The sequence below is a fragment of the Arthrobacter sp. MYb221 genome (genome assembly GCF_002979835.1).
Lineage (GTDB): Bacteria > Actinomycetota > Actinomycetes > Actinomycetales > Micrococcaceae > Glutamicibacter.
The window spans coordinates 36,363-60,750 of record NZ_PCPW01000016.1 but is presented as its reverse complement, the minus strand read 5'-3'; the positions used below and the strand labels follow the sequence as shown (position 1 = coordinate 60,750).

19 protein-coding genes are annotated in these 24,388 nt (G+C 60.9%); 8 read left to right on the top strand and 11 right to left on the bottom strand.

Going from position 1 to position 24,388, the window contains the following annotated elements:
• Positions 1-88: 88 nt before the first annotated feature.
• From CQ015_RS16225 to CQ015_RS16215, 3 genes are all read right to left on the bottom strand, one after another.
• Positions 89-1,501 (bottom strand): class II fumarate hydratase, encoded by a 1,413-nt coding sequence (locus tag CQ015_RS16225; protein WP_105570255.1) that lies wholly within the window; start codon positions 1,499-1,501, stop codon positions 89-91.
• A gap of 140 nt (positions 1,502-1,641) precedes the next feature.
• Complete coding sequence (locus CQ015_RS16220) at positions 1,642-2,271, bottom strand: carbonic anhydrase (RefSeq protein WP_096287701.1); 630 nt, start codon at positions 2,269-2,271, stop codon at positions 1,642-1,644.
• Positions 2,272-2,334: 63 nt separating this feature from the next.
• Complete coding sequence (locus CQ015_RS16215) at positions 2,335-2,982, bottom strand: DUF4245 domain-containing protein (RefSeq protein WP_105570244.1); 648 nt, start codon at positions 2,980-2,982, stop codon at positions 2,335-2,337.
• A gap of 154 nt (positions 2,983-3,136) precedes the next feature.
• Here CQ015_RS16215 and glpX point away from each other — a divergent pair, with 154 nt between their 5' ends.
• Positions 3,137-4,171 (top strand): class II fructose-bisphosphatase, encoded by a 1,035-nt coding sequence (glpX, locus tag CQ015_RS16210; protein ID WP_096287697.1) that lies wholly within the window; start codon positions 3,137-3,139, stop codon positions 4,169-4,171.
• A gap of 77 nt (positions 4,172-4,248) precedes the next feature.
• Here the strand turns inward: glpX and manA are convergent, their stop codons facing one another.
• From manA to CQ015_RS16190, 4 genes are all read right to left on the bottom strand, one after another.
• Positions 4,249-5,457: a mannose-6-phosphate isomerase, class I gene (gene manA, locus CQ015_RS16205; RefSeq protein WP_181148604.1), complete on the bottom strand. Its 1,209-nt coding sequence runs from the start codon at positions 5,455-5,457 to the stop codon at positions 4,249-4,251.
• Between the two features lie 85 nt (positions 5,458-5,542).
• Positions 5,543-7,069: an LCP family protein gene (locus CQ015_RS16200; protein ID WP_258134083.1), complete on the bottom strand. Its 1,527-nt coding sequence runs from the start codon at positions 7,067-7,069 to the stop codon at positions 5,543-5,545.
• 113 nt (positions 7,070-7,182) lie between these two features.
• Entirely contained in the window at positions 7,183-7,716 is a 534-nt protein-coding gene (gene purE / locus CQ015_RS16195; RefSeq protein WP_096287691.1) for a 5-(carboxyamino)imidazole ribonucleotide mutase, read from the bottom strand.
• Positions 7,717-7,771: 55 nt separating this feature from the next.
• Positions 7,772-8,932 (bottom strand): 5-(carboxyamino)imidazole ribonucleotide synthase, encoded by a 1,161-nt coding sequence (locus CQ015_RS16190; protein WP_105570241.1) that lies wholly within the window; start codon positions 8,930-8,932, stop codon positions 7,772-7,774.
• A gap of 240 nt (positions 8,933-9,172) precedes the next feature.
• Here CQ015_RS16190 and CQ015_RS16185 point away from each other — a divergent pair, with 240 nt between their 5' ends.
• The gene (locus tag CQ015_RS16185) at positions 9,173-9,730 is read left to right on the top strand and encodes a GtrA family protein (RefSeq protein ID WP_105570240.1); all 558 of its coding nucleotides are present in this window, start codon (positions 9,173-9,175) and stop codon (positions 9,728-9,730) included.
• Here CQ015_RS16185 and CQ015_RS16180 read toward each other — a convergent pair.
• On the bottom strand, positions 9,727-10,455 hold the full coding sequence (locus tag CQ015_RS16180; RefSeq protein ID WP_105650637.1) for a TIGR03089 family protein: 729 nt from the start codon (positions 10,453-10,455) through the stop codon (positions 9,727-9,729). The two genes, CQ015_RS16185 and CQ015_RS16180, sit on opposite strands and share 4 nt — an antisense overlap.
• A gap of 282 nt (positions 10,456-10,737) precedes the next feature.
• On the opposite strand from CQ015_RS16180, the gene CQ015_RS19530 reads away from it, so the two are divergent.
• Genes CQ015_RS19530 through CQ015_RS16165 form a run of 3 tightly spaced genes read left to right on the top strand, consistent with a single transcriptional unit; the run spans position 10,738 to position 17,059 of the window.
• Positions 10,738-11,259, top strand: a complete 522-nt coding sequence (locus CQ015_RS19530; protein ID WP_105553936.1) for a WhiB family transcriptional regulator — start codon at positions 10,738-10,740, stop codon at positions 11,257-11,259.
• On the top strand, positions 11,163-14,732 hold the full coding sequence (locus tag CQ015_RS16170) for a glycosyltransferase (protein WP_105650636.1): 3,570 nt from the start codon (positions 11,163-11,165) through the stop codon (positions 14,730-14,732). Before CQ015_RS19530 ends, CQ015_RS16170 begins: the two co-directional genes overlap by 97 nt.
• Positions 14,732-17,059 carry a DUF5719 family protein gene (locus CQ015_RS16165; RefSeq protein ID WP_105650635.1) on the top strand — a complete coding sequence of 776 codons (2,328 nt, stop codon included), beginning with the start codon at positions 14,732-14,734 and terminating at the stop codon, positions 17,057-17,059. The genes CQ015_RS16170 and CQ015_RS16165 overlap by 1 nt, the downstream gene beginning before the upstream one ends.
• Before the next feature lie 5 nt (positions 17,060-17,064).
• Here CQ015_RS16165 and CQ015_RS16160 read toward each other — a convergent pair whose 3' ends face one another.
• Complete coding sequence (locus tag CQ015_RS16160; protein ID WP_105553893.1) at positions 17,065-17,523, bottom strand: metallopeptidase family protein; 459 nt, start codon at positions 17,521-17,523, stop codon at positions 17,065-17,067.
• Between the two features lie 89 nt (positions 17,524-17,612).
• On the opposite strand from CQ015_RS16160, the gene CQ015_RS16155 reads away from it, so the two are divergent.
• Both CQ015_RS16155 and CQ015_RS16150 read left to right on the top strand, forming a co-directional pair.
• Entirely contained in the window at positions 17,613-17,981 is a 369-nt protein-coding gene (locus tag CQ015_RS16155) for a DUF3499 domain-containing protein (RefSeq protein ID WP_096287677.1), read from the top strand.
• A gap of 264 nt (positions 17,982-18,245) precedes the next feature.
• Positions 18,246-19,793 carry a TIGR01906 family membrane protein gene (locus tag CQ015_RS16150; protein ID WP_105650634.1) on the top strand — a complete coding sequence of 516 codons (1,548 nt, stop codon included), beginning with the start codon at positions 18,246-18,248 and terminating at the stop codon, positions 19,791-19,793.
• An 88-nt stretch (positions 19,794-19,881) separates the two neighbouring features.
• Here CQ015_RS16150 and CQ015_RS16145 read toward each other — a convergent pair whose 3' ends face one another.
• The gene (locus CQ015_RS16145; RefSeq protein WP_105650633.1) at positions 19,882-21,723 is read right to left on the bottom strand and encodes a long-chain fatty acid--CoA ligase; all 1,842 of its coding nucleotides are present in this window, start codon (positions 21,721-21,723) and stop codon (positions 19,882-19,884) included.
• 71 nt (positions 21,724-21,794) lie between these two features.
• Positions 21,795-23,405, bottom strand: coding sequence for a dolichyl-phosphate-mannose--protein mannosyltransferase (locus CQ015_RS16140; RefSeq protein ID WP_105553890.1), 1,611 nt, complete (start codon positions 23,403-23,405; stop codon positions 21,795-21,797).
• A gap of 67 nt (positions 23,406-23,472) precedes the next feature.
• On the opposite strand from CQ015_RS16140, the gene rsmI reads away from it, so the two are divergent.
• Positions 23,473-24,333, top strand: coding sequence for a 16S rRNA (cytidine(1402)-2'-O)-methyltransferase (gene rsmI, locus CQ015_RS16135; RefSeq protein WP_105553889.1), 861 nt, complete (start codon positions 23,473-23,475; stop codon positions 24,331-24,333).
• Positions 24,334-24,388: the final 55 nt, after the last annotated feature.

Sequence of the window (24,388 nt, the reverse complement as noted above, 5' to 3'; positions counted from 1 at the left end):
CGGCGAATGCACGCGGGCGGCCACCGGGAATCTCCGGTGGCCGCCCGCGTCAGGACCTGGAGCGCCACGAAGGGGTTGGCCTTCGCTCCTAGTATTTGCCCGTCATCGTGGAAACATCCAGCAACTCATCAAGCTGTGCTTCGGTGACTTCGCCACGCTCCACAAAACCCAGCGCAACGGTTGCTTCGCGGACCGTCAGGCCCTCGGCGACCGCTTTCTTGGCGATCTTCGCAGCATTTTCGTAGCCGATGAGCTTGTTCAGCGGAGTCACGATCGAGGGGGAAGCCTCGGCGAGGAAACGCGCACGTTCCACATTCGCGGTAATCCCATCGATCATCTTCTCGGCCATCACCGTCGAGACGTTGGCCAGCAAGCGAATGGATTCAAGCAGGTTCGAAGCCATCACCGGGATGCCGACGTTGAGCTCGAAGGCGCCGTTGGTGCCGGCCCAAGCGATCGCGGTGTCATTGCCGATGACCTGGGCTGCAACCTGAATGGCTGCCTCGGAGATCACCGGGTTGACCTTCCCGGGCATGATCGAGGAGCCGGGCTGCAGATCAGGAATCGCGATCTCGCCCAAGCCGGTGTTCGGGCCCGAACCCATCCAACGCAGGTCGTTGGCGATCTTGATGATCGAGATCGCGATGGTGCGCAATGCGGCGGAACCCTCGACCAGGCCATCGCGGTTCGCTTGGGCCTCGAAGTGGTTGCGCGCCTCGGTGATCGGCAGGCCGGTATCTTCACGCAGGAATTCCAGGACGCGCTGCGGGAAGCCGTCCGGGGTGTTGATGCCGGTCCCCACCGCGGTGCCGCCTAGCGGGACCTCGGCCACGCGCGGCAGGGCAGCCTCGACGCGTTCGATGCCGTAGCGGATCTGTGCCGCGTATCCGCCGAATTCCTGGCCCAGGGTGACCGGGGTGGCGTCCATCAGGTGGGTGCGCCCGGACTTCACCACGTCCTTGAACTCGGACTTCTTTGCCTCCAGCGAAGTGGCAAGCGTTGCCAGGGCCGGGAGCAGGTCGTTGAGTAGCGCGTTGGTGGCCGCTACGTGCACCGAAGTGGGGAAGACGTCATTGGAAGACTGCGAGGCGTTGACGTGGTCGTTCGGGTGGACTTCCGTTTCGCTTCCCGACTCCTTCAGCGCACGTGTCGCCAATTCGGCCAGGACCTCGTTGGTATTCATATTCGAGCTGGTGCCGGAACCGGTCTGGAAGACGTCGATCGGGAAGTGCGCATCAAATTTTCCGGTGGCCACCTGGTCAGCGGCCGCTACGATGGCGTTTGCGCGTTCGGTGTCCAGCACCTGCAAGGCTTCATTGGCGCGTGCGGCGGCCTTCTTGACCTGCGCGAGCGCCTTGATGTGGGCAGACTCCAGCGTCTTGCCCGAGATCGGGAAGTTCTCTACAGCACGCTGGGTCTGGGCACGGTACAGGGCCTGGGCCGGGACTCGGACCTCGCCCATGGTGTCATGTTCAATTCGGAATTCTTCGCTGTTGCTCATGAGGCTCACCATACGCCTGGAACGAGTGCCGGAACAGGGATCTGCCTCAAAGATCACAGTCATCAGTGAGGTTAACGAAAACCGGGAATAAGCTCGGGATTAAATGCAGTGACCCGCGGAAAATCCGCGGGTCACTTCGATTATTTCAGGCCCATATTGGAGACCAGCTGCGCTTCGCCTTCGGCTAGCTTGTAGGCAACGCCGGCCACTGCGGTACGTCCTTCGGCAATTGCGGTTTCGATGATGCTCGACAGATCAACCAACCTGGCGGTGGTCTGCTTGACATGCTCGACGACGGTGCCGTTGACATCGGTAATGTTGGCGCTTTCGGCGGCGAAGACCGAAGGGATGATGTGTTCGACCAGGTCGCGCACGAAGCCCTTGGGCATAATGCCCGATTCCTTGGCCTTGATCGCGCTGGTCACGGCACCGCAGCTGTCATGTCCGAGAATCACGATCAGCGGGATGTTGAGGATGTCCACGGCGAATTCCAGCGAGCCGAGGCTTGCCGGGTCCAGCACGTGGCCGGCGGTGCGCACCACGAAGACGTCGCCCAGTCCCACATCAAAAATGATCTCCGCAGCAAGGCGGGAGTCGGAGCAACCGAAAATGACGGCGAAAGGTTCTTGTCCCGTCACGAGGGACTGACGTCGAGCACCGTCCTGGTTGGGGTGCTCTGTGGCGCCTTGGATGAATCGACTGTTGCCTTCGGTGAGCTTTTTCCAAGCTTCTTGAGGGGTCAACGGTGTCTGGCTGTGTTCAGAATCCATAACTGAAATTCTACGCTTGAGGTCCAGAGTTAGGTCGCACTGATGTCCACGGTGAAGCGAAAATTACGAGATCTGCGCCTCGGCCGCCTGCACAATTGCCATAATTTCTTCTTCGCCGGTGTCGCTGGAGACGATCAGCGTGGACTCTTCGCGTTCCGAAATCATGTAGGTGGTCTCGTCCTTAACTCGGACCTCCCACTTCGAGCCGTCGACGATGCGTTCGTCGGTGGGGGCAGCATTATCGGTGACCAGCGCAATCCATGTGGGATTCGCGTCGGCAGTCTGGCGAACGTAGACAAAGTTCGTTTCGCTCATCACCAGTCCGAACTCCCAGTAAGAGATGTCCTGCACCTGGTTGCTCTTCCAGCGGGCGAAATTCGCGTAATCCTCGCCGGAAACCTGCGGGGCGAATACCTCGAATTCTGCAATGCCGGAAGCGTCGCTAGCCACCTTTTGCAGATCAACCGCGTGCTGGAAATTTTCTTCCTTGGTGCCAGGGTTCAGCAGCAGCAACGGAATGAGCACCGCGACGGTGAAGCCAATGGACAGGACCATGCCCTTGAATGTCTGGTTGGCGCGCTTCGACTGCTTCTCGGTGAGTACCGGGGTGAACGGAAGATCCTCAAAGGTTGCTTTGGGGTCGTTCAGGTCGCGGCGGACCGGCTGCGCGCCGGTCTGGGCGTCATTCTGGGGAGTGTTCTCTGGCTGCACGAGTCCATTCTCCCCGATGTTCCTGTGCAAATCGAACCGAGGTGCCCAAACACACGTTGTCTGCGCTCCGGCGCGCACGACATGAATTACATGCTGAAAATCGATGGGGATATGATGGAGTTGTTTGCATAGGCGCAATGACTACGACTCAGTGATGGGATCTTTCGTGACCGAAAACAACAATTATGCCCACCTTTCTCCCCGACTGTCGGTAACCGACTCGGAGCCGGACCGCAACCTTGCCTTGGAGCTGGTGCGTGCCACGGAAGCGGCAGCCATTGCTTCATCCCCTTGGGTTGGCTTCGGTGACAAGAACGCAGCCGACGGCGCCGCAGTGGACGCCATGCGCGGCCTGCTCTCCTCCGTGAACTTCAACGGCGTGGTAGTCATCGGCGAAGGCGAAAAAGATGAAGCCCCGATGCTTTTCAACGGTGAACAGGTCGGCAACGGCTCGGGAGCCGAATGCGACGTCGCGGTAGACCCGATCGACGGCACTCGCCTGACCGCCCTGGGCCTGAACAACGCCCTGTCCGTGCTGGCCGTGGCCGACCGAGGCTCGATGTTCGACCCTTCGGCAGTGTTCTACATGGAGAAGCTGGTGACCGGCCCGGAAGCCGCGGACCTCGTTGACCTGCGTTTGCCGGTGAAGCAGAATCTGCACCTGATCGCCAAGGCCAAGGGCAAGAAGATCAGCCAGATCACCGTGACCCTGCTCGACCGCCCACGTCATGCCGGGCTGATCGAGGAGATCCGTGCCGCTGGCGCCCGCACCAAGCTGCTGATGGACGGCGACGTCGCCGGCGCCATCGCGGCCACTCGCGAGGGCACCGGCGTGGACGCGCTGATGGGTATCGGCGGCACTCCAGAGGGCATCGTCACCGCATGCGCCATCAAGGCCATGGGCGGCGTGATCCAGGGCCGCTTGTGGCCAACCGATGACGATGAGAAGCAGAAGGCCATCGACGCGGGCCACGAGCTGGGCCGCGTGTTGACCACCAACGACCTGGTTACCAGCGATAACTGCTACTTCGCAGCCACCGGCATCACCGATGGCGACCTGCTGCGCGGCGTCCGCTACAAGAACGGGCGCATCCACACCCAGTCGATCGTGACGCGTGCCAAGTCCGGCACCATCCGTTTCGTCGATGGTGAGCACCAGCAGGACAAGTGGGAAGCCTACACCCGCTAAAAATCATTAAACGAGTCGAGCCGCAGATTTCCCGAAAGGGCGATCTGCGGCTCGACTCGTTTATGGGCTAGTTGGCGCTATTTGCCCTGTGCGCTGGCGGCAAAGAGCGTGGCCGCGCCCGGGGACGCGGATACCGCGGTCACCGGCAATTCATGGGCGGCAATGAACACCGACCCGCCACGGGAGACCTGGAGGGTCTGGGATGAGGTTTCCAGGCTGAACTCGCCTGCCGTGCACAGCACCAGCGCGGCACCGTGCAATTGCAGCTCGGTGCGAATCTGCGGCGCCGCGGTGTCCACCACCTGGAGCTGGAATTCGTCGAAGGCCGGCTGGAAGAGCTGGGAGTGCTCCGAAACCGCAGTGCCCTGCAAGAGCGGTGCCGCGGAGGGCTCGGCGATGGTCACCTCGAGCAGTTCCGGAACATCGATATGCTTGCTGGTCAGCCCGCCGCGCAGCACGTTGTCCGAGTTGGCCATCACCTCGATGCCAAGCCCGCGCAGGTAGGCGTGGACGTTTCCGGCACCGAGGCTAATCGCTTCGCCAGGCTTCAAGAACACCAGATTCAGCAGCAAGGCGACGAGGACCCCGGCGTCCGCAGGATAGATCTCGTTGATCCGCACCAGCTCGGCGAACTGCACATTTTCCTGCAGGACCGGGTCCGCGGTAATGGTCCCGCAGAGCGTGAGCACCAGATCGCTGATACCGGTGCCCGAGGTGAGCACGAGATTCAGCGCCCGTGCCAGCGGGTCGGGGGACTGCAAAGCCGCAATCAGGTTTTCGGTGAGGGCCGTCTCCGTGGTGGATAGCCGGGGCAGGAAGAGGCGCAAATCCGCGATGATCTCCTCGGGCACGCGAAATCCGGAGAGCGCCACGAAATCGGTGAGCGCATAGAGCATCTCGGGCTTGTGATTGTCGTCCTTGTAGTTGCGTTCTGCCGCATCACGGGGGACACCGGCGGCATCTTCCTTGGCGAAACGTTCCCGCGCCTGCTCCAGGGTCGGGTGCACCTGGATCGATAGGGGCTGAGCGGCGGAGAGCACCTTGAACAAGAAGGGCAGACGGCCATAGCGTTCATTGACCTGCTCGCCGAGCATATTCACCGGATCGGCCGCAATTGCCTCGTGCAGTGGCCGGCCGGAGTCGACGAGCACGCTCGGGCATCCGGGGTGGGCGCCGAGCCACAGCTCGGCCTGTGGGCTGAGCCGTGCCGGCTGACCCAGCAACTCGGTAATATCCTGCTTCGAACCCCAGTGATAGTCCCGAATGGAATTTTTCAACTCAAACACGTTTTGCACCCTTCAATTTTCACAAACGATAGTGGTTTCAAAACGGTCGGGGGGTCTTAACCGTGGGCGAAACCTTGAATGCTGATTAAGGCACCGAGCATTCGTCGTTGTTTGCAGCGATCTGCGCCAGGCGGGTCGTTTGGCCGATCATCTCAAGTTCCACCAGATACTGCTCGTCGATCGGGCTGCCGTCGCGCTGCGTGAAGGTTTCTTGTTCACCGTTGGACAGCTTCGGAGCGTCGTTGATGCTGGTGGATTCTTCCTCGGCGCTTTCGGATGGTTCGGCCGAACCTCCGGCCTCGGTGGTGTCCTTGGACTTGGCAGGCTCCTTGGATTCCTTCGATTCCTTGGGCTTCTCCGGAGCGTTCTGCTTTTCAATGATCTTGGTGATGCGATCATCGATCTTGCCGAAGTCAGGATAGGTGGAGAACGAACGCTCGAAGTCCGGCGCGCCCAGGGTCAAGCGGCTGAACGGCGTGCCCGATACCTTGTCAGCCACCGACACGAAGGAGCTGAGCTGGCTGGCGGGAATGTTCGTCTCGACCAGCTGCTCGCCTGCCTGCATGATGCTGCTGAAGTTGCTCAGAATGGTCTGCGGGGTGAACTGCTTGATGATTGCCTGCTGCAGGCACTGCTGCCGCTTGATGCGGTGGTAGTCATCGGTGAAGTCACGCGAACGAGCGAACCAGAGCGCGTCCTTGCCGTTGAAGGTTTGCTCGCCCGGGGCGAACCAATGGGTATTGACCAGCGAGCCTTCCCACTTCTTGCCGTTGTAGGGGACCCAGCCGCCAGAGTCGATGGTGACTCCACCGAGGGCGTCAACGAAGTTTTCGAAGCCGGCCATGTCGACCATGACATAGCCCTGGACCTCGAGCCCGGTGGTCCCGGTCAAGGCATCCATGGCGGCCTGCGCACCGACGTTCTTCACCGAATCCGGGAATCGATCCGCGTGGTTATCTACCGCGTCGCGGTAGATCGCATTGAACAGGCACTCGTCCCCGCAGCTGTACCCGTCGGGGTAGACCTCAGCCATGGGCGAACCCTCGGCGAAGCGGGCATTCTGGAAGTTACGCGGCACCGAGATCATCAGTGACTTGCCGGTTTTGGCATCCACCGAAAGCAGCGCGATGGAGTCGGTACGCACGCCATCTCGGTTCGAGCCGGAATCGGCGCCGAAAACCGCGATGTTGTAGCGGCCATCCACCGGGTCAAAAGCAGGACCCGCATCGAAGACCTTGACGATGGTCTCGCGTCCGGTGTTCAGGATCGAGGCACCATAGACGAAGATGCCGCTGGTCGCGATGACCGCAGCCAACGTGAAAATGGAGACGATTGCGCGCATTCCCGGTGCCAGCATTCGGGGCCGGATGATGAACAGTGTATTCAGGAACATGATCAGCCAGCCGACGGCCAGCACCGAAAGCACGATGATCAAGAACAACTGGAAGTTCGGGTGCGCAACCCAACCCAGGATGATCGAACGGTCAATGAAGTAGATGACTGCGAGCCCAATGAGCGCGGCCCAGCAGAGCATGGTGATCGTGACCGCGATGCGTCCCAGCTTGCGGTTACCCGCAATCAGCTGAGCGCTACCCGGGAAAATAATGGTCAAGACGACCAGTATTAGGGCGCGTTTGCTCCGGGCCGGAGACGAAATCGTCTCCGGGTTCCTGAGCGGACTTGGAGCGCGGTGGCTGGCAGAACCCATGTACTTTGTGACTTTCCTTAGGAAGAGAAGTTCTCGTTTGCTACCTCGGCACGCAACGCGGCGCCCTTGGCATACGCAGAATCGCGCAGCGAATCTGCGAAGGCTAGCAACTTAACCTGTAACGACTTGGCGAGCTCGTCGGTTCCCGATGCCAGCATACGCACAGCTAACAGGCCGGCATTGCGGGCACCGCCAATGGAGACGGTAGCCACTGGCACGCCGGCAGGCATCTGCACGATCGACAAGAGGGAATCCATTCCATCGAGCTTGGCTAATGGTACCGGAACACCCACCACCGGAAGCGGCGTCACCGAGGCGAGCATGCCCGGCAGATGCGCGGCGCCACCGGCGCCGGCGATAATCACGCGCAGGCCACGGGTGTGGGCGCGCTGGCCGTACTCGATCATTTCGGTGGGCATACGGTGCGCCGAAACGACGTCAGCTTCGAAGGGGATACCGAATTCGGTAAGCGCCTCGGCGGCCAGCCGCATAACCGGCCAGTCGGAGTCCGAACCCATGACGAGTCCGACAAGTGGTGCTGTTTCAGTCATTAGAATCTATGTCCTTGAAGATCGTGGCCCAAAATGAGCGAGCCTTGCTGAAAGCCTAGGCGGTCGGGGTGATGCCATCACGGATTAAGCTCGCGACCCGGTCGGCGCGTTCACGTAGTTCTTCTACGCGTTGGCCATCCTCGGCCACCACATTAACGTGTCCGATCTTGCGTCCGGGACGCACCGATTTTCCGTAGGCGTGTACCTTGACATCCGGCGCGGCGGCCAATGCGGCCTGGAATGCGGAGAACAGATCCTGGTTGGCTCCGCCGAGGAAATTCTTCATCACGGTCAACCCAAGTTCGCGGGTTTCACCCAGCGGCAAGTCCAAGACTGCACGAAGGTGCTGCTCGAACTGGCTGGTGACCGAACCGTTCATGGTCCAGTGCCCGGTGTTATGCGGGCGCATGGCAAGTTCGTTGATGACGAAACCGGCACCCTGTCCCGGAGTTTCGAAAAGCTCAGCTGCCATGACGCCGGTGACGCCAAACTCTTCGGCGATGCGCATGGCAGCGTTTGAGGCGGTAGCCGCGGTTTCCGCCGAGATGTCTTGGGCCGGTGCAATCACTTCGTCGCAGACGCCGTCAACCTGGATGGTGTGGACTACCGGCCAGGCTTTCCGCTCGCCGGAAGGAGTGCGCGCGACCATGGCCGAGAGCTCACGGGTGAAATCCACCTTGTCTTCGGCCAGCAGGGCGCCGTTGGCGAACCAGGCTTCGGCTTCACGCGCCTGTTCGGCGTTCTCCAACATGCGTACGCCCTTGCCGTCGTAGCCGCCGCGAGGGGTTTTGAGCACGATCGGCCACCCGGTCTGCTCACCGAAGGCAATCAGCTCGGCTACGTTTTCCACTTTGGCCCACGCCGGGTTTGGAAGTCCGAGCTTCTCAATCGCAGCACGCATCACCAGCTTGTCTTGCGCGTGGATCAGGGCCTCTGGGCGGGGCTGGACATTGATCCCCTCATTAATGAGTGTGGTGAGGAACTCATTGGGAACATGCTCGTGGTCGAAGGTCACCACGTCTTTACCCTGGGCGAAGGCGCGCAGGGTCGCCAAGTCCTTGTAGTCGCCAATGGGCGCATCGGGCACGCAACGTGCCGCCGATACGTCCGGGCCTTCGGCGAGAACATGCAGTTCAAATCCGAGGTTCAGGGCCTCTGGGGCCATCATTCGGGCTAGTTGCCCGCCGCCAATCACACCAATTTTAGGGAAGCTCACCCCTCTAGGTTATCGAAATAGTTCTGGCTTCCCGTCCTCGCGGTGACTGATTACTCACCAAATCCGGGGAATTGTCAGGAAATGCGGATAAAATAGGCAGATGTGCCCTCATGCCATTGCGTATTCGGGGCAACACTAAACCGATAACCGAGGGAACTGCACTTCCCGGGATTCTGACGATCTCTAGGTCTTGCTGATTCGAAATTGGGTCAGCAAGAGCGACGATACGTCTGGAGGAAAATGTTCGAGCGCATCTCACGAAAACTAGCTGGACTCATTTCGCTGCTCTGGCGCGAAGTGGCGAAGTTCGGCGTTGTCGGTGGAATTGCGTTCATCATCGACTCCGGAATCTATGTGTGGTTGTTGCATGGACCGATGAGCGATTCGCAGGTAAAAGCCAAGATCATCGCCGGCATCGTCGCGACCTTGTTCTCGTGGGTGGCCAATCGCTTTTGGACCTTCCGCCACCGCCGCCAGGCAAATGTCGCTCGCGAACTGGTGATGTTCCTGATTATGAACGCCATCGGGCTGGGCATCGCCGCCGCCTGTGTTTGGTTCACCAAGTACGTTTTGAACCTGACCGACCCGACCAGCGTATTTATTGCCGGCTCCGTTGTTGGCTTGGTGCTGGGCACCATCTTCCGTTTCTTCGCATACCGTTTCTGGGTCTTCGGCGCCGAGATGGATCAAGAGGGGAAGTTTGCCCACGACCATGAGCTTTTGGCCCATCACGAGAAGACTGCCGGCACCCAGGCCGTTTCCCCGGACACCGGCACCATCCCCACTGGGAAGAGCTAATCAGCGAGTAGGTAATCGTGGCTGATTTTCTCGCCCTCGCGAAGCCGGTCGCTCACCTCCATGGTTTCATCGACCAATACGATCGTATCGCCGGCATTCCACTGCGCCACCGCGTAAGGCAGCAGGTCAAGAACCGGGATATCTGCGCGCACCAAGATGGTGCCGCGGGCCGGTGCTTCGGCGGCAAATAATTCTGCGTTAGACAGCTCTTGGCCGCCGGCGGTGATGAGGCTGATTCGTGAGCCGGATACCGCCGAGGGGTAGAACTGGTCCCCATAGGTGCGCACATTGGCGTTGTAGTCTTCGGCCACCGGGCCTAGATCGGCGCCGAAGGACAGCGCCATGGCTGCGGGGTTGACCGCCAAGATTTCCGCAGCGCCGGGAATGCGCTCATCCGTTGGGTTGCTGGTGATCCAAAGTTGCGCCTCGGCCGCCTGGCCATGTTCGGCGGAAACCAAGGTGGCTCCGTGATGCAGGGAAGCAAGCGCCAGGACCAGGGATTTCCAGTGCGCGCTGAGATCCAAGACCACTATCGATTCTTCGTCGAGGTCGAAAATCTCGCCCAGAAGGTTTGCGCTCTTAGCGACCCAATTGTCAAAGACCTTGCCCGACAGCTCGATTCTTTCTCCGGAAGTCGAGTACCAGGTGAGCCATGGTGTGGCCGAGGCCCGGCGCGGTGCTAGCAGACCTTCGGCAAAGGCTCCCTTAGCGGAGTTGAACGGCATTTTCCACCTTAAATAATTTACTGAGAATTTACCGACAATTCGCGGAAGTTGCGACTCGCCGGATTCATTGGTGTCTTTCGCGGCGTGTTGTGCCGAGAGTTTCCTGAGAACTCTCCATAGAATATCCTCCCCGCTTGACTATGACCGAGTTACACGGCTGTAATTAGATGGTGAGTTCGGCTCGTCCATCGTTTCACTATTTCGATGGAATAAATAGAGACGTATGGATCGGGAGCACGGATGGCTCGATCTTCTCAAACCAATCGAAAGGTCAACATCAACATGACGAAGCTGGAGCAGGGGTACTCCGATTTTTCGACATCGGCTGTAGCGTCCGCCCAATACGGGGTTGAGGGTGCACCATCGGACTGGTTTGTCGATCCACAGGCTGGTGAATCCGCACGTGTTGCGGTTGCCGCAGATCTGGAGAACGCCGCAGAAGACTTCCTACGGGAGCATGCGCCAGCGGAAACCGAAGGCGGATCGACCGCAGGGTCGTGGGCTCCGGAGCTGGATGAAGACGAACAGGTTCGCGAAAGCATCAAGGCCGTTTGGCTCGGCGTCGGTGGCGAAGTCGACGAAGGCGAGCTCGGTTGGCAGGCCCGCGCTTTGTGCGCGCAGACCGACCCCGAAGCATTTTTCCCAGAAAAGGGCGGTTCGACCCGCGACGCTAAGCGTGTCTGCGGTGCCTGTGTTGTACGTTCAGAATGTTTGGAATACGCGCTGAGCAACGACGAGCGCTTCGGCATCTGGGGAGGGCTCTCCGAGCGCGAACGCCGCCGACTACGGAAACGAGCAATCTAATTCGACCGCCAATTCATGTCACCGCCATCGTTGCCGCGCACGATGGCGCTGACTTTTTACCCCGAACTTTAGCCGCACTGCGAAACCAGTCCCGGCCGATTGAACGGTACCTCGGGGTCGATGCGTCATCCCAAGACGCTTCCCGCCAGGTATTAAAAGCAAATCTTCCTTCCAACGCGACCCTGCTCTCGGCCCCTGCGGGGTCGTTGGGACTTTCGGTTCAAGAAGCGGTTGATTCCCTGCCCGAAGCTCGTGCAGATCGCGACGAGTGGCTGTGGATCATCCACGACGATTCGATGCCGGCTCCCGACGCGCTAGAACAACTGACGCGTACGGTCGAAGCCTCCGAATCCGTGACCATTGCAGGCTGCAAGATCCTGGACATCGACAATCCTCGCCGCTTGGCCGAAGTCGGGCTCAGCGTGGACCGCAAGGCGCAGCGCCTGACGATGATCGATATCGACGAAGTCGACCAGGGACAGTACGACGGGCGAAGCGACTACTTTGCCGTCTCCTCGGCCGGAATGTTTATCCGCCGCGACGTCTTTGAAGAATTAGGTGGTTTCGACCCGGCGCTGCCAGGCCGCGGCGACGACGTGGATCTATGCTGGCGCAACCGCCTGGCTGGGCACCGTGTGGTGGTCGTTCCCTCCGCGAAGGTCTACCATCAGGTCGATGTGGTCGACTCGCTGGCTGGACCGGGCGAAGCACGCCGCGCTGAGGTCTTTCAGCGGCTGAAGTTCGCACCGACCTTGGGACTCCCATTTCTTTGGCTAGGCCTGCTTTTGGGCGGCATCGGGCACTTCCTTTTGGCTCTTCTAGCCAAGGATCCGGGCCATGGGTTCAGCCATTTGGGCTCGACCTTGCGGGGCTTGTTCTCGCCGGTGAAGCTGGCTTCCTCGCGCCGCGGGACCAAGCAAATCCGCAAGGTGCCGCGCGGCCAGGTGCGCAAGCTGATGACTTCGAATAGCGCCGTGCGCGAGTACCGGCGAAACCTGTCAAGCGGTGCGGACGACTCGCAGGTTTACGGAGATGGCTCCGGCGCCGAGGGCATGGTGGAGCCAAGCGGAGAGAACTTCTCGGACTTTGTCCGAATTGCTCGGCCGCCACGGACCACCGCGGTGCTGTCACTGATTCTCGCATTGCTCATCACGACCGCGGCCTCGCTGATCGCCTGGCGTTCGCTGATCGGTGCCAACGCCCTGAGCGGCGGTTCCATGCGTCCGCTGTCGCGCACGCTCAATGAGATCGGTGCCAATGCCACCTCGTGGTGGCAGAACGCGGGCACCGGCTTCAGCGCCGCTCCAGATAACACGGACATCATGTACTGGCTGCTTTCGGTGCTCAGCTTCAACCACGCGAACCAGGCTTCGGTTGTCTTGTTCCTGGCGGCCATGCCGTTGGCGGCGCTCACCGCCTGGTGGGGCGTGGGCGTAGTGAGCCGTTCGCGCGCGGTACGTTTCTTCGCCGCCGTGATCTGGGCCTTGCAGCCTGCCCTGATTTCGGCCCTGGCCAGCGGCCGGGTGGGCTCGGTACTGATTCACGTCCTGCTGCCGTTGTTCTTCCTAGCCATGCTTCGTGCGCTTAACGCGCATGTGCGCCCGGAGGGCAAGCCGGCAACAAGCGAGCAAACCAAAAAGACTTCCGCCTGGACCGCTTCGGCCTGCGCGGCACTGATCCTGTGGGTAATTTCTACCGGTTCAATGCCTTTCTTCTTGGCACTTGTGGTGCTGATCTACGTGTTGGCGCTTTCGGCTCCGCGCCGGGCGCGCACGCTGTGGTGGGTTCCGCTGCCGGCCGTGGTGTGGAACCTGCCCTTGCTTTTCGAGGCACTGGGCAACCCACGACTGTTGTTTACCGAACCTGGTGCACCGCTGGCATTCAACCCTGCCCCGCTGTGGCAGATGCTTTTGGGCTTCCCCGAGGCCTTTGACGCAATGCTCGCCCCGCTTGGTTGGGGAATCCTGCCTGCCGGACCGTGGGCTTTGGTCGCTGCGGCTCTGGTGGGCGCGCCTGTGGCGATCTTGGCGGTATTGGGCGCACTCGGGTCATCCTTTAGCCTGGACCCCACCATGCGGCGGAATTCGCGCAAACTCGTCTGGGCCGCAGCCTTGTCCTTGGTGGCCGGCTGGGGGATCGGTTTCATTTCGGTCTCCCTGGACTCGTCCACGACGGTCAGCGCGTACACCGCGCCATTTGTTTCCTTCGCGGTCTTCGCCATGCTTGCCGCAGCCGCCAACGCGCTGGCGGCCTTGCGCCATGAGGAGCAGCCACGCCCACTGCGCCATCCGGCGAATCGGGCAGTCTTGAGCCTGATGGCAGCGCTGAGCGTGGTTAGCGTATTGGCCGCCGGTTCGGTGGCACTCGGTGCGCAGCTGAATTCGCAGAATCCAGATGGCACCTTGACCGCGCTGAACGCCGCTCAGCGGGTGTCTCCCTCGCAGGAACGGACGATTCCGGCCACCGCGGCGGACGCCGGCCGCTCGGAATCCGCAGAGCGCACCTTGGTGCTCACCCCGCGGGCTTCGGGCGAGATCGACAGCCAGCTGCTCACCGGGTCCGGCGAAACACTCGACGCCATCAGCCGTTCCTCGCAGGTGGCGCAACTGAGCGGATCGCTGCTGAACCCCGCACGAAACGAGGCTTCGGCCACGGGCAACGAGCAGCGCGAAGCCGTGGCAATGCTTTTATCTGAATCCGCTCTCGACTCCCGCGAAGCCTTGCGGGATCTGGGTGTTGGGTTTGTAGTGCTCAACGAGACCGGCGAATCCGTCTCGGCCACCGTGCGTGTGCTGGATGCCGCGACCGGCCTGGCCGCCGTGGGGCAAACCGACAACGGATGGCTGTGGCGCGTCAACTATGAAAGCTCCACGCCGAATGCGGGCGCAGGATTTGCACGCTTGATCGACAAGTCGGACCGGGTTCAGGTACTGCCCACCAACCGCGGGCGTATCCAGAATCTTGAAATACCCGCAGCCGATGCATCGCGCACGCTTGTATTGGCGACCGCGCAGGATCCAAAGCTGCGTGCCAGTATCGATGGCGCGCCGTTGCGCGCGGTAGCGTACCCCCGGGATTCGGATGCCCGCTGGGCGCAGGCCTATGAGGTGCCGGCCGAAGGCGGCAAGCTGACGCTGACCCACTTCGAACCCTTGGCATTGCCCACGCTGATCCTCGGCGGCGTCGTGTTGCTCATCGCGGTATTGCTGGCGATCCCGGTACCCAGTACCCGTCGCCTCGCAAGCTACCGAAATAGCGAATATCGTTTCCGCGCCGCCGAGGAATCGGCCGACGGGGAAGTCGACGTAGCCAGCGAGCCGGCAGAACCAGCCTTCGAAGCGGAACCCGCGACGAGCTCAACACCGTTGAGCCGTCGGGAGGCTCGCGAACGGACGCACGAGATCCGTGACACCTTGGCCCCGAAGCTCGGTGACCGTATTTCGGACACCGACACCGAGCAGGAGAAAAAGTAGTGAGTGATGAGAAGAGCCCCGCTTCGGATGACGCAAAAAACGAGCATGCCGGACACCCCGCGCACGCTGCGGAACCACGTAAGGATCAAGGATCAGCGGTAGCCGATAACGCCTCCCCAGACGGCAGCGACAAGCTCGCCGCGGATGACGCAAAAAATGAGCACGCCGGGCACCCCGCGCATGCTGCGGAACCACCTAAGGATCAAGGATCAGCGGTAGCCGAAAGCGCCTCCCCGGGCGGCAGCGATAAGCCCGTCGCTAAACCGGCCACAGCGGAAACCGGCTCTTCAGTCGAACCGGCCAAGCCCGCACCGCAACCGGTGGCTGCGGCGAAGCCGGAATCCACTCCGGCTGCCGAACCTGCCGTAAGCGCGCGGCAAACAAAGAGCAAGTCTGAATTGCGCGCCGAGGCTAAAGCCGAGAAGGAAGCCAAGGCTGAGGCCAAGGCAGCGGCGAAGGCTACTGCAAAAGCCGACGCGAAAGCAGCTGCCGAGGCAAAAGCCACCGCAAAGGCGGAAGCCAAGGACCGGGCCAAGGCCCAGCCGCAAGCCAAGCCAGAACCGAAGCGTCAGACTGAGCCGGAAGCCAAGGCTGATCCTGAAGCCAAGGAAGAGAAAATGGCTGCAGCCCTGGCGCAGCCGGCAATCCTAAGCGCCGCGGAAACTAGCGAGGCTTCGGTGCCCGCAGATCCGACTGCGAGCCGACGCCGCCGCAAACTAGACGACGCAAATAAGGCAGCACGTAAGGACCAGGAAACTGCTCCGGTGCGTCGTCGTGCGGGCGCCGTGCTGCTCAGCCTAGTGGCCATCATTGCCGCCGGTGGCGTGGTCGCCGCGGCTTCGGTGCTTGCACCACAACCGTCCAATACGGCGCTCCCCGCGGCGGTGACCAGTCTTCCGGCCGGCGACGCCCAGTCGGTCTGTGCCGGAACTCCGCAACTTCTCAAGGGCGTGGACGGTACCGATCCACAGTTCGCCGCCGGTGCAAAACAAATCTCAAGCAACATCCGCACAGCCCTGGTCTCAGACTTGGGCAAGCGAATTCCCGGTGCCACGCTCCGGGACCTGGGCAGCTCAGATCCGGCCCAGCTCAGCGAACGCATTCCGGATGCTGAAGCGGCGCAGTCTCTGGGTGCCGATGACGAGGGGCTGACCGGTCGGGTTGGAAAGGTAAACACCACCAACGGCCGAGACAAGACGCAAGTCTTCTCCCTGCAACCCTTGGGTGAACTACCGTCCTGGGGAAGCGCCATGCGCAGTTTCTTGGCCAAGGATGGCGACCTCGCGGGACTGGCCGCGGCGACCTGCCAGGCGCCAGCCTCCAACTGGCGCTTCACCGGGCTGCTGACGAATACCGGTGCGACCAGCGTGCTTCACCTGTCGAACCCGACCCACACCACCGCCCAGGTCTCCATCGATCTGCGCGGCCCGGAGGGTCTGATCGACACCTCCACGCTGCAGAACATCGTGCTTGCGCCGGGAACCTCGCGGGCCTTGGTGCTTGGCGGGTACGCCCAGAATTTGGATTCGGTGTCCGCCGAAATCACCAGCCTCGGCGGAAAGATCACCGCTTCGGTCCAACAGGCCGCGTTGCGCGGCCTGACGCCTTCCGGGGTAGACCTGGTGGCTGCAAATGCTTCGGCAGCCAATACGCAGGTGATTCCGGGCGTTTGGCTCGGCAACAAGAATGACCGAAACGAACTAAGCAAAGATGACAAGAAACTGGTGCCGCAGCTTCACGTTTCGGCCACAGGTGCGCAGGGTGCAGGTTTCAAGGTGAAGATATTGGGTGCCGAAGGCGAAGTCAAGGCGGATCTTGGCTCGAACCTCGCGGTAGCCTCCGACGCAACCAGCGTCATCGACCTCAACGGTCTCGAGGCGGGCGCGTACTCCGTGGTCGTGGAAGCTGATGCTCCGGTGACCAGCAGCGTGCGCATGGTGCGCGGCGCGGATCCCAAGGATTCCTCGGACAACGCCTGGGCCGCCAGCTCCATGCCGTTGGCGGGAAAGCAGGTTGCACCTATTTCAGCGAACGGCACCGGTGAATTCAGCATTGCCGCGCCATCCGCCGATGCCTCAGTCGAAGCTGTTGTGGTCGACAAAGATGGGAAGCTTTCAAAGCCGACCAAACTTGAGGTGAAGACCGGGCAGAACCTGGTGTTCAAACCGAAGGAAATCACCGAAGACGCCCAAGCCGTGATCTTCTCCGCAGATGCAAACGCCTACATTGGCCAGTTGATCTTCGGGTCGGATCGTTCACTGGCCTGGGCTGCAATGCCTCAAGCCAATGTCGGACGTGACGGTATCGTCGTCAACGTCGGCGGCTAGCAGGACTAATAATCCGGGTTCTCCGGAAAATATTCGGGATCAACTTCGTGGGGCGAAAGCATCCACAAGTTAGCGACCTCGTGCACCACACACTGGTGTACGAGGTCGACTAATTCCGTGTGGCTATGACTAGCTTGTTCCAATGGCAGCCGGTAAATGGAAATCCGGGCACGGCGCTTAGCCGTTGCCGGTCGTGCAGAAGACAGCGGCATGCGGTCTCCGGCGGCTGCGGCCTGCGTCATGACCTTGTCTCCAGGTACCGGGACGATGCGAAAATCGATGATCGCGAGTTTTTGGCCCCAGCGTTCGCCTAGTCGCTGGGCGCTGGCCATCACCGCGTCGTCAAAGCGTTCCGGTCGTGTGCGGAAGGCGGGCAGGTGCATTGGCATCAACGGGCCACGCCGTCCGCGTCCATGACGGTTGCGGCGCGAGCGCTGCTGTGGTGTCTGGGGATTATGCTCCATGGCTCCACAGTAAACGTTTGCGCGAGCGAACGTGGCCGTTCGGACCAGATTACCGGGCTAGGACGGCTAGCAAGAGTAGACTTGAAGCCGTGGAAAGTCTTCGTCTTTGCTCTCGCCCCGCGTGCCGTGAATCGGCCCGCGCAACCCTCACCTACAACTACGCCGATTCGACCGCCGTGCTCGGCCCATTGGCGCAGTACCCCGAGCCGCATTGCTATGACCTGTGCGCCCGGCACGCCAACCGGCTCACGGTGCCCAGTGGGTGGAACCTGCTGCGCGGCGCCCTGCCCGAGGTCATTGAAAACGAAGATGAATTGCATGCGCTGATGAATGCCGTGCGCGAAGAACGCAAACCCAAGCACTCGGTCGAAACACCTGCACCCCGCGAGGTGCGCGGCACCCGTTTCGATTCTCGCCCACGGCTGGCAGTGCTTCCGCCGGAGGCCGAAGAAATCTAAGAATTACCACCGAGTTTATTTAGCTTCGCGTGGGATCTGACCTCCCGCTACACCGTAGGCCGCGCCGCCGCCGTCAGTTTCGCATTTCTACTAATCGGATGGGAATGACTGGCTTTGCCGTTTCCCGCACCACGGTCCTAATTTAGGTGTGGTAATGCGCGGATTGGCGCGATCGGCTGGATAAGCTGAAACCGCGGGGCCTGTTGTGCAGGTTTCGTCTATTTATGATGGTCAGAGATCGCGCGATTTGCAGGAGGACTCCTCATGGCTGAGGCGGCGAAGAACACCCCCGGTGGTAAGGGCCCAGAAGGCCCGGACATGCCCATCGCGGCCACCAATGCTGAATCGAACGAGTCGGTCACCAAGGCCACGCTCAGCCAGCGAGCCGAAGAATTATCGGCACGCCTTGAAGAGCATAAGAAACAAGCCAAAGCGCAGCAGGACGCTCGTGCTGCAAAGGCGGCGGCCGCTGCGAAGGCAGCGTTCCTGAACCCCTCAGGGGCCAAAGCAGCAGCGTCCAAGCCTGCCGAGGCGAAGCCGGCGGCTCCTGGAACTTCAGATGCCAAGCCTGCTGCGAATCCAACCACGGCGCAGCCGGCCACGAAGTCTGCGACGGCCAAACCTGCAGCTACCAAACCTGCAGCTACCAAACCCGTTGCGAATCCTGCGCCGGCCAAACCGGTGGCGACTAAGCCGGCGGCCGCAGCTAAGCCGACTGCAGCCAAGCCGGCCGCAGCCAAGTCAGCAGCAGCAAAGCCAGCAGTGAGCAAGCCAGCTACGAGTGCAGCCAAGCCGAAAGCGGACGAGCCGGTAGAGGACATCATTCGAGCGATTAAACTTCCGCATGAACTCGACGCGGAACAGCAGAAGCCGAAGGCCTCCACGAAAGCCGAGGCACCCGCCAATACCGATGCGCCGCTCAACGAAACCAAACAGACGGTGCCGCCGGTCAGCGCTGCGCCAAATAAAGACAACCCGGAGACTACATCCGCCGCAGTGGCCCAGGCGCGTTCGCGTGTCTTTGGAAGCTACGCCCCGGAATCGGAGCCATCCGAGGCAGCGGTTAAACGCCGTGTGGCCCGCGAACGTGCACTAAATTCCAAGCCGCCGCTGGCCCGCACCGCACAGGTGCTGCTTGCACTTATCTTCCCGGTACTGACGCTGATCGCCGCGATTCGTCTGGTCGCCACCCCAGCGTTCTTGGCACTGGCCTACGCCCGGCCAGGGTTCCCCAGCGACCAGTTCGGCTTCACCGATCCGGAGCGCCTGACCTATGGCAGCTACGGGGTGGACTACCTGAATAACTTCGCTGGCCCGGAATTTTTATCTGGATTGAAACTTCCAACTGGCTCCAGTATGTTCACCGCCCAAGAGGTGCAGCACATGCTTGACGTGAAAAACCTGATTGGTTTGGGCTATGTCATCGGGGCAGTGCTAGCGGTATTGGCCATAATTTTCATCGCCTACCTGGCCAACCGTTACTCCGGCGGAGTGCGCCGAGCGCTCTTCTCCGGGGCAATCTTGACCCTGGTGCTCATTGCCGGAATCGCGGTCATCGCCATTACCGGGTGGAACACGTTCTTCTCCGGTTTCCACCAGTTGTTCTTCGCCGAAGGCACCTGGACTTTCAACCTCAGCGACACCCTGATCCGTCTATACCCCGAGCAGTTCTGGGTCGATTCTGCGCTTGCCATCGGGGTGTTGGTGGTCGTCACCGTGCTTGTTGCGCTCATTGCCTGCTGGCCAACCGGGCGCCGCCGCGAAAGCTCACGGCTACGCCAAGAAGCGCGAGTTTACGGCTTGAATAGCTAAGTAACTACGCGGGGCAAAGCGCCCTGGAACAGATAAACCTCGGGAACCGGGCAGTACGGATCCCGAGGTTTTAATGTTCCAGGGCCAGTCAGCGACGGTATAGCTCTTGGGTTTCGGAGACAAAATCATCTAGAACTTGCTGGCGTTTAAGCTTTAGCGAGCTGGTCAAATGTCCGGAAGCCTCGGTGAACTCGGCGGGAAGAACCACAAATTTGCGAATCGATTCTGCCTGAGAAACAGTGTGGTTTGCGGCGTCAATATAACTTTGCACCTCGGAGCGTACCTTGTCGTGCAGGGCCGCCTCGCCGAGTGACAGCTGGCCCAAATCGCGGGCCTTGGACCACAACGCTAGTTCTTCGGCGTCTAGCGTGACCAGAGCCGCGACAAACGGTTTGTTCTCACCGACCACTACGCATTGATCCACTATCCGGCCGGCCCGGACCATCTCCTCCAATGGACCGGGGGAGACGTTCTTGCCCCCGGCGGTGACGATCAGTTCCTTCTTGCGCCCGGTGACCCATAGATAACCGGCCTCATCAAGGCGCCCGGTATCTCCGGATTTGAAGTATCCGTCTTCGGTGAATGCCCCGGCACTGGCTTCGTTGTTGTGGTGGTACCCGGCGAATACACCGATGCCTTTGACCAGGATTTCGCCGTCATCAGCGATCCTGACGCTGGTGCCCGGAAGCGGGCGGCCCACGGTCCCCACTCGGTTGCTATGAGCCTGATTCACCGTCGCAGGTGCAGTGGTTTCGGTAAGTCCGTATCCTTCGACCAGCTGGATTCCGGCGCCGCGGAAGAAATGCGCCAGATCCTGGTTAAGGGCGCTGGCCCCGGAGATCGCGTAACCGCACTGGCCACCGAAGACCGCGCGGAGTTTGGGATAAAGCAGCCTATCGAAAAATAGGTGGCGGGCTCGTAAGGACAGCGGCATCCGCACTTTTTCACCACGGGATTTCGCATCCCGGATCTTGGAGATCTCAATGGCGGTCAGCTCGGCGCTGTGGAACAGGCCGGCCTTGCCGGACTGCTCGGCCCTATTCAGTGCCGTGGCGCGGATCTTTTCAAAAACGCGGGGGACGGCTAGCAGAAACCCCGGCTTGACGGCGTTCAGGTCATCCATCAACGTTGCCGTCGAATTGCTATGAGCAATGATTGCGCCACCGTGAATGCAGACTTGCTGGACCGCACGGGCTAGGACGTGTGCCAATGGCAGGAACATCAACGTGCGGCGGCGTTCACCCAGCACCTCGGCCATGTGCTCGGCGAGGTTGTAGGCGACCAAGGCGAAGTTCGCATGGGTGATATTGCAACCCTTAGGCCGCCCGGTAGTTCCCGAGGTGTAGACCAGGGTGGCCGTGGTTTCCAAGTTCAGACTCGCGCAGGCGTCGTGGATTTCTCGTTCGGCGATCTGTGCATCGTCGACCAGAATCTGCTGCAGGCCTGCAGCGGGAATCGCTTCCGGATCCGAGGTATGCGATCCCTCAAAAAGGTGGATGGTGACGGATTCTCCGAGCTGGGCCGCGGCCCGGCGAACGTTGGCGCGTAACTCGTGGTCCTCGGCGAAGACGACCCGTGCGCCGGAATCGCGCAAGATCCATTCGATTTGGAAGGGACTTGACGTCTCATAGATAGGTATTGAAATTCCGCCGGCGAACCAGATGGCCTCTTCGGCCAGCGTCCACTCATAACGGGTACGCGAGACGATGGCGACCCGGTCGCCGGGTTGCAATCCGTCGTGGATCAGCCGGGAGGCTAGTCGCTTCACATCACGTAGGAAACCCTGGGCGCTGACGTCTCGCCACCCGGAGGGGCGTTGGACCATGAACAAGGTGTCGTTTGGCGAGGAAGCCACCCGGTCCAGCAGCAGGGTGGTTGCGTTTACCTGGGGGTCGAGGTCGTGCAGGAGCTCGACGTGCAGTTCGTGCATGGAAATCCTTTGAAATCGTTCGAGGTCAGGTGGCGCAACTCACGGTGCAGCGGGACCCTGCGCACGCGAGCTTATCCCCAGCTAGGGATCCACACGTGCATGCGATAGTACGCATCCGAGGTCAGTTCTCCGGACCATACGGACCAGAAAAATGCCGAGACCACAAGGAGCAGCGCTATGAAGAGGGCCACGACAACAACCCTTGACCGGTAGGCCACATCGGAGCGTGGTTCGCGGGGGATGAACCTGCCAATCATATAGGTCAATGCGAGAACCATGAACGGGACCAAGGGCAGCGTGTAGAAGAAGAACATGGTGCGCTCGGGGTACATCAGCCAAGGAAGGAACCCCGCGGCAACGCTTGAAAGCAGCGCTCCGGCACGCCAATCGCGCGCGCCAAGCCACCAGAACACCAGCAAGATCATGCTCAACGTGCAGGCCCACCACATCACCGGGTTAGGCATATCCATGATCACTTCGGTGCAGCGATCTATCGTGCAACCGTTCTGCCCGTTATCGTAGCCTTCGAAGTACATCAGTACCGGGCGCCCGGAGAAGAGCCAGGTCCACGGGGACGAAGCCCAGCCGTGTTCCGAATCCAGCCCGGTATGGAAGTTGTAGCTGGCCTGGTGATAGTGCCACAGGCTGCGCAAGGTCTCGGGCAGCCAGGAGACCCCCTCGCCGGGATTCTCTAGGGCCCATTGCCGATAGCGTCCGCCGGCGGTGCTGAGCCAGCCGGTCCACGTGGCAAGGTAGGTCAGGAACACCACCGGAATCATGGTGAAAAACGAGTAGATGCCGTCGCGTACGAACGCGGCCGACTGCCACCGCTGAATTCCAACGGTGCGCCGTGCGCCGAAGTCCCAGAGCACCGCCATCAGGCAGAACACCGCAACGAAGGTCAACGCGGACCATTTGATGCCAACCGCGCAGCCGAGCATGACCGCTGCGATGAGCCGCCAGGGGCGCCACCAGAGCACGGGGCCGAAGATGAGCAGGAACTCGTTGGGTCTGTTTCCGGCGGGCACCGAGAGTTTTCTGGCGAGCTGAGTTCGTCCGTGGATCCGATCCTTGAGCAGCGCATAGAAGGCGGCCAAGACGAAGAACATCAAGAAGATATCCAGCAACGCGGTGCGCGACATGACGATTGAATGTCCGTCGATGGCGATCAAAAGGCCGGCGATACCCGCCAGCAGATGCGAGCCGAAGAGCAGGCGGGCGCACAGTGTTGTCAGCAGAACCGCGAGCGTACCGAACAGCGCTGTAGCAAAACGCCAGCCAAAACCGTCGAATTCGCCAAAGAGCATCATGCCGAAGGCGATGAGCCATTTGCCCAGTGGCGGGTGCACCACGAAGGAGGCGGTATCCTTCAGCTGCGGATCGCCGGCAACGAATTGGTCGTTTGATTCGTCGACCCATTCCATCTCGTAGCCGAAGTGCAAGAGCGAATAAGCGTCTTTGACGTAGTAGGTCTCGTCGAAGATCAACATATTCGGATGCGCCAGGTGCACAAAGCGCAGCAGACCACCGATAACGGTCATTACCAGCGGAACAATCCACATCAATGCACCAGAGGGCGCCGCAACCGGCAATAACCTTTGTTTGAGGTTCTCAAAGGTGAAGGCAACGCGCGCGGAACGCACGTGCCCGGTATCTGGGGTCTTTGCTGCAGTGGTGCTCATCGTTGTTCATGCTACCGGCGTAACCCTGAGAATGTGTGCTTTTGGTACTTCGCGTAGGCTAAAGGATGTGCAGAACTCAGATAATGAGGGCGTAATCGTCCTGGGCGCCACCCCAATTGGCAACTTGTCCGACGCTTCGCCACGGCTCCGCGAAATTATGGAAAGTGCCGACGTGATCGCCGCCGAGGACACCCGCAACTTCCATCACCTAGCTCATGCCTTGGGAATTAAACCCGCCGGGCGGGTGATGAGCCTGCATGAACACAATGAGGCCCATAAGCTCGGCGAAGTGATCGAACTGGCTCGCGAGGGAGCCACCGTGCTGGTCGTCTCGGATGCCGGAATGCCTGCGGTCTCTGACCCGGGCTACCCATTGGTGGCAGCCGCGATGGAAGCAGGCATCCGGGTCACCGCGGTGCCTGGACCTTCGGCGGTGCTGACCGCCCTGGCGCTATCGGGACTGCCCACCGGACGTTTCACCTTCGAGGGGTTCTTGCCGCGCAAGGCTGGTGAACGGCGCAAGCGCCTGGGCGCGCTACTGCACGAAGAGCGCACCATGGTGTTCTTCGAAGCCCCGCACCGGGTCGCTGACTTCTTGGCCTCGGCGATCGAAGCCTTCGGCGCACAGCGCCAGGCGGCGGTGGCCCGAGAGCTGACCAAGAAATTCGAAGAGGTCCGCCGCGATGAGCTCGGTGCGCTCAAGGCATGGGCAGATGAAGGTCTCCGCGGTGAGATTGTCGTGGTGATCTCCGGTGCTTCGGCCCCGGAAACGGCCTCCATTGAGGATCTGCTTCCCAAAGTCTCCACGCTGGTTGCGGACGGGATGCGCATGAAACAGGCGGTGGCCGAGGTCGCCGAAGCCGCCGGGGCGAAGAAGCGGGACCTGTACGAAGCGGTTCTGGCGGAACGTCACGAAGCGAAAAAATAGCCGAAATCGCTTAGGCTGAATGCACAATGAAACAACGAGTTTGTAGTGCATCAGG